The 5,875-nt window shown below is 66.2% G+C and carries 5 protein-coding genes (1 of these 5 running past the window's edge); 4 read left to right on the top strand and 1 reads right to left on the bottom strand.

The annotated features are described in order from the left end of the window. The 3 genes from BGN95_RS04190 to ligD form a co-directional block, all read left to right on the top strand. The coding region (locus BGN95_RS04190; RefSeq protein ID WP_502688249.1) for an NADH-quinone oxidoreductase subunit D-related protein at positions 1-189 on the top strand (189 nt) is incomplete at its 5' end. A gap of 61 nt (positions 190-250) precedes the next feature. After that, positions 251-1,120: a non-homologous end joining protein Ku gene (ku, locus tag BGN95_RS04185; RefSeq protein WP_265311639.1), complete on the top strand. Its 870-nt coding sequence runs from the start codon at positions 251-253 to the stop codon at positions 1,118-1,120. A 1-nt stretch (position 1,121) separates the two neighbouring features. After that, entirely contained in the window at positions 1,122-3,560 is a 2,439-nt protein-coding gene (ligD, locus tag BGN95_RS04180) for a DNA ligase D (RefSeq protein WP_286771708.1), read from the top strand. Positions 3,561-3,579: 19 nt separating this feature from the next. On the opposite strand, the gene amaB is transcribed toward ligD, so the two are convergent. Next, the gene (gene amaB, locus BGN95_RS04175) at positions 3,580-5,016 is read right to left on the bottom strand and encodes an L-piperidine-6-carboxylate dehydrogenase (protein ID WP_286771707.1); all 1,437 of its coding nucleotides are present in this window, start codon (positions 5,014-5,016) and stop codon (positions 3,580-3,582) included. Between the two features lie 398 nt (positions 5,017-5,414). On the opposite strand from amaB, the gene BGN95_RS04170 reads away from it, so the two are divergent. Then, on the top strand, positions 5,415-5,875 hold the 5' portion of the coding sequence (locus BGN95_RS04170; protein WP_502688248.1) for a LysR family transcriptional regulator. Its footprint extends 46 nt past the window's final position; 461 of the gene's 507 nt are visible here — the first part of the coding sequence; it begins with the start codon at positions 5,415-5,417; its stop codon lies off the right edge, out of view.

Genomic DNA, 5,875 nt, shown 5'->3' with positions numbered 1-5,875 from the left:
AGCCCGAAGGGCGAGTTCGGCGTTTATCTGATCGCCGACGGCTCGAACCAGCCGTATCGCTGCAAGATCCGCCCGACCGGGTTCAGCCATCTGCAGGCGGTGGATTTCATGTCACGCGGGCATATGCTGGCCGACATCACCGCGATCCTCGGCTCGCTCGATATCGTGTTCGGCGAGATCGATCGCTGAGGGAACCGTTCGGCCCCGCGCGGGATTGATCATCGATCCTTCACCAAGCGGAGGCAAGCCGATGCCCGCGCGCGCTTATTGGCAGGGCCAGATCCGTCTGGCGCTCGTTTCGATCCCGGTGGAAATCTATTCCGCCACCAAGAGCGGCGCGGCGATCTCGTTCCGCCAGATCCACGAGCCCTCGGGCAAGCGCATCCATTATGAGAAAGTGGTCGACGGCATCGGCCCGGTCGACCCCGACGAGATCATGAAGGGGTTCGAGATCGCCAAGGGCGATTATGTCCTGCTCGACGAGGAGGAAATCGCCGGGGTCAAGCTGGAGAGCAAGCGCACGCTCGAGCTGACCCAGTTCGTCGATCTCGCCGATGTCGACGCGATCTATTACGACCGGCCTTATTATGTCGTCCCCGCCGACGATCTGGCCGACGAGGCGTTCATCGTGCTGCGCGAGGCGTTGCGCCGCGCGAAGAAGGTCGGGCTCGGCCAGCTCGCGCTGCGCGGGCGCGAATATGTCGTCGCGCTGAAGCCGTGCGGGCGCGGGATGGTGCTGGAAACGCTGCGCTATGCCGACGAGGTCAACAAGGCCGCGGGCTATTTCCGCGACATTCCCGATGCCAAGCCCGACGAGGATCTGCTCGATCTCGCCACCACGTTGATCGAGAAGAAATCGGGCAAGTTCGATGCGTCCGAATTCCACGATCGCTATGTCGACGCGCTGCGCGAGCTGATCGACCGCAAGCTCAAGTCGAAGACCGGCAAGGTCAGCCTCGATCTGGAGGAGGAACGCGCCCCGGCGCGTGGATCGAACGTGATCGATCTGATGGCGGCGCTCAAGAAGTCGCTCGACCGCCCCGCCGCGCCCGCCGCCAAATCCGCGACCTCGGCCGCCAAGACGAAGAAGCCGGCCGCACCGCGCCGCAAGCGAGCCTGACATGGCCAAGGCCGATCCGCTCGAAACCTATAACCGCAAACGCGATTTCTCGAAGACACGCGAACCCAAGGGGACGCGCGGCGCCGAAAGCGGCAATCTGTTCGTCGTCCAGAAGCATGACGCGACCCGGCTGCACTGGGATTTCCGGCTCGAAATGGACGGCGTGCTCAAAAGCTGGGCGGTAACGCGCGGGCCGAGCCTCGATCCCGAGGACAAGCGCCTCGCGGTGCGCACCGAGGATCACCCGATGTCCTATGCGCGGTTCGAGGGGACGATCCCCAAGGGCCAATATGGCGGCGGCACCGTGATGCAGTGGGACGAAGGGACATGGGAGCCGGTCGGCGGCAAGGATCCGTCGAAGACGATCGAGCAAGGCCATCTCCACTTCACCCTCCACGGCGCGCGGATGAAGGGCGAGTGGCTGCTGGTGCGGATGAAGCCGCGGCCCGGCGAGAAGGGCGAGAACTGGCTGCTGCGCAAGGTCGAGGATCAATATGCCGGCGCGTCGGGAGAGCTGGTCGACCGCGCGCTGACCAGCGTATCGAGCGGGCGGACGATGCTGCAGATCGCCGACGGCGCGGCGCCGCGCAAGACAAGCGGCAAGTCGCGCAAGAAAGCCGCGCTCCCCGCGTTTCGCGATGTCCAGCTCGCCACCCTGGTCGATCATGTCCCGACCGGGGCGGGGTGGCTCCACGAGGTCAAATATGACGGCTATCGCGCACTGATCGCAGTCGCCGGGAAAGAGGCGCGCGCCTTTACCCGCCACGGGCTCGACTGGTCGGATCGCTTCGCGCCGATCGTGACGGCCTTCGCCGATCTCGGCCTCGCATCGGCGCTGATCGACGGCGAGGTGGTGGCGTTCGATCAAGACGGGCGGCCGAGCTTCTCCGCGCTGCAGGCCGCGCTCAAGGACGGCGGCGCGCTGCATTATTTCGCCTTCGACCTGCTCGAAGAAGCGGGCGAGGATCTGACGCCGCTCGGCAATGCCGCGCGCAAGGAACGGCTCGCCGCGCTGCTCGCGGGCGCCGAAGCGCCGATCCATTATGCCGAGCATCTCGCCGCGGGCGGGGAGAAGCTGTTCGCGCAATTATGTCGCGAGGGATATGAAGGCGTCGTCTCGAAACGCGCCGACGCGCGCTATCGCGGCACCCGCACGCACGATTGGCTCAAGACCAAATGCACCCGGCGGCAGGAATTCGTCATCATCGGCCATCTCGAGAGCGACCGGCCGGGGCGCGACCTGCGCAGCCTTGCGCTCGGGCTCTACGAGGGCGGCACGCTGCGTTATGCAGGCCGGGTCGGCACCGGCTTCGACGCCGATACGCGCGACTTGCTGCTCGCCAAGCTCAAGCCGCTTGCGCGCAAGACCGCCCCGACCGAGGTGCCGCGCGCCGCATCGCGCGGGGTGCGCTGGGTCGAGCCGAAGCTCGTCGCCGAAGTGGCGTTCGCCGAATTCACCGCCGATCAGGTCATCCGCCACGCAAGCTTCATCGGACTGCGTGAAGACAAGGAAGCGCAGGAGATCGTGCCCGAAACCCCCGCCAGCGCCCCCACCGATACGGTCCCCGACGCCGCGCCGTTCGGCATCACGATCACCCACCCCGATCGCGTGATCTATCCCAAGAGTGGCACCACCAAGGGCGAGCTCGCGGCTTATTATGCGCAGCTCGCCGAGCCGATGCTGCAATGGCTCGCGGACCGCCCGGTCAGCCTGGTGCGCTGCCCGCAAGGGCGCGGCAAGCAATGCTTTTTCCAGAAGCACGATTCAGGCGCGTTCGGCGACAAGGTCGATCATGTCGCGATCCGCGAGAAGAAGGGCGGGGTCGGGGATTATCTGGTCGTCAACGACGAGGTCGGGCTGCTCACCTGCGTCCAGATGAACACGATCGAATTCCACGGCTGGGGGGCGCGCGCCAGCGATGTCGAACACCCCGATCGGATGATCTTCGATCTCGATCCCGAGGAAGGGCTCGATTTCGCCGAGGTGCGCCGCGCCGCGGTGCAATTGCGCGACCTGCTTGGCGAAATGGGGCTGGCGAGCTTTGCGATGGCGAGCGGCGGCAAGGGGGTGCATGTCGTCGTCCCGCTCGACGCGACCGCCGACTGGCCGGCGGTGAAGGATTTCGCGAGCCGGTTCGCCCGTGCGGTCGCCGAGGCGCATCCCAAGCGCTTCACCGCCAATATGCGCAAGATCGAGCGGCGCAACCGCATCTTCCTCGATTGGCTGCGCAACGAGCGCGGCGCGACCGCGGTGCTGCCTTATTCGGCGCGCGCGCGCGATGCCGCGACGGTCGCCGCGCCGATCACCTGGGCCGAGCTCGACGTGCTGAGCGACGCGCGACCGTTTACGATCGCCGATGCGGCGCGGCTGATCGACCGCGCCGGCAGCCGCGACCTGAGCGACTGGGGTATCGCCCGGCAGCAGCTTCCGGCGCTGTGAAGAGAGGTAGGTGCCCGGGCTATAGGTCGAAACGTATCCCCTGCGCGAGCGGCAGGCTGCGCGAATAATTGATCGTCGAGGTCTGGCGCCGCATATAGCCCTTCCACGCATCCGAACCGGATTCGCGGCCACCCCCGGTTTCCTTCTCGCCGCCGAACGCCCCGCCGATCTCGGCACCCGACGGGCCGATGTTCACATTGGCGATTCCGCAATCCGATCCCGCCGCAGAGAGGAATTCCTCCGCCTCGCGGACGTCATTGGTGAAGATGCAGGACGAAAGCCCCTGGGGAACATCGTTCTGCAGCGCGATCGCCTCTTCGAACCGGTCGTAACGCATCGCGTAAAGGATCGGCGCAAAGGTCTCGCGGCACACGATCGCGGTCTGGCCGGGCATTTCGACCAGCGCCGGGCGGACGTAGAAAGCATCGGGATAGCGATCGCCCTCCACGCGCTCGCCGCCGTAGACGGTTCCGCCTTCCGCAACCGCCTGCGCCAGCGCGCCCTGCATGGCGTCGAACGGCGCTTTTTCGAAGAGCGGCCCCATATAAGTCGCCTCGTCGAGCGGATCGCCGATCGCGACCGCGTCGATCACCGCCTTCAGCCGCGTGACGAGACGATCGTAAACCTCGCGGTGGGCGATCAGCCGGCGCAAGGTGGTGCAGCGCTGACCCGACGTACCGATCGCCGAGAAGGCAATCGCGCGAACCGCGAGTTCCAGATCCGCGCTCGGCGCGACGATCATCGCGGCATTGCCGCCGAGCTCCAGGATCGGCCGGGCAAAACGGCGCGCCAAACGCTCGCTGACCGCGCGTCCCATGCGCGTGGATCCTGTCGCGGACATGATCGCGACGCGTTCGTGGTCGCTCAGCACCTCGCCGATCGCCGCGCCGCCGATCACCACCTGGAGCAGGTCATCGGGCGCGTCACCGAAGCGCGCGAGCGCCCGGTCGCACAGGCGCTGCACCGCCAATGCGGTCAGCGGCGTCTTCTCCGAAGGCTTCCAGACCACCGAATTCCCGCAAACGAGCGCCAGCGCCGCGTTCCACGCCCAGACGGCAACGGGAAAATTGAACGCGCTGATGACGGCGCAGACGCCCATCGGATGCCATGTCTCGCGCATCGCATGGCCCGGCCGCTCCGATGCGATAGTCAGGCCGTAGAGCTGGCGCGAAAGCCCGACCGCAAAGTCGCATATCTCGATCATCTCCTGGACTTCGCCGAGCGCCTCCTGGCGGATCTTGCCCATTTCGAGCGAGACGAGCGCGGCGAGATCGGCCTTCGCGGCGCGCAGCTCCTCGCCGAGCAGACGCACGAGCTCGCCGCGGCGTGGTGCCGGCACATTGCGCCAGGCCAGAAAAGCGCGGTGCGCGCCGTCGACCGCGGCCGCCGCCTGCGCGCCCGTATGCGCTTCGACCGAGGCGATGCGGTCCCCGGTGATCGGCGTGAAAACCGGCATGCCGCCGGGAACATTCGCGTGTTCGGAGAGATCGCATGCCGCGAGAATCCCCGCAAATCTCCGATCCCTCTCATTCGGCGGCAGATCGATCTCCGCCGTCAACGTCGACGCTTGAGGGTGCAGCGGGTCGGATATGGACATGGGTCGAGCTTTCCAGTGAGGGATTGCGTTATCGGTTTCGGATCGCGCGTGCGATATCCTGTGGCTCGGCCGTTGCCGGCAGCGGCGCGAGCGCGAAGGAATATCGGTAATCGCGTGGGGACATCGGCGTACTCCGCCGACAATAGGCCGTGGCAGCGCGGAAGAAACTGATTTAAGCGCATCACCTCTTGAGAATTATCGATGAGGGACCGAGCAGCGATCGGAAGCACTTGCGCACTGCTGCACTGAACGATCGGATGCAGCCGACCGCTTGCCGCCGCGCCGGGCCGGGCCTGATCGCCGGGGGGCATAGGATCATGTTTCAAAGAATGGGGGTGCATCTCCCGTCGATCACGGCGCTTCTCGCGTTCGAATCGGTCGCGCGTCTCAAGAGTGTAACGGCCGCCGCGCGCGAACTCTGCCGGACGCAGAGCGCGATCAGCCGCCAGATATCGACGCTCGAGGAACAGCTCGGTGTCCGGCTCTTCAACCGCGTCAAGCAGCAGTTGCTGCTGACCGACCAGGGCGCGCGCTATCACCGCGATGTCTGCCGGATCCTGGAGGATCTTTACGAATGCACCGTCTCGCTGTCACCGCAGCGGAAGACGAGGCGCTCGCTCTGCCTCAGCGTCGGGGCGAGCTTCAGCGACCGCTGGCTGATCCAACGCTTGCCGGGATTCGGCGCGCTCCACCCGGACATCGACATCAGCATGTCGAT

This window comes from Sphingomonas sp. 66-10 (genome assembly GCF_001897045.1).
Classification (GTDB): domain Bacteria; phylum Pseudomonadota; class Alphaproteobacteria; order Sphingomonadales; family Sphingomonadaceae; genus Sphingomonas; species Sphingomonas lycopersici.
Note: the sequence above shows the minus strand (reverse complement) of the source record. Positions and strands in the feature narration are given on the sequence as shown.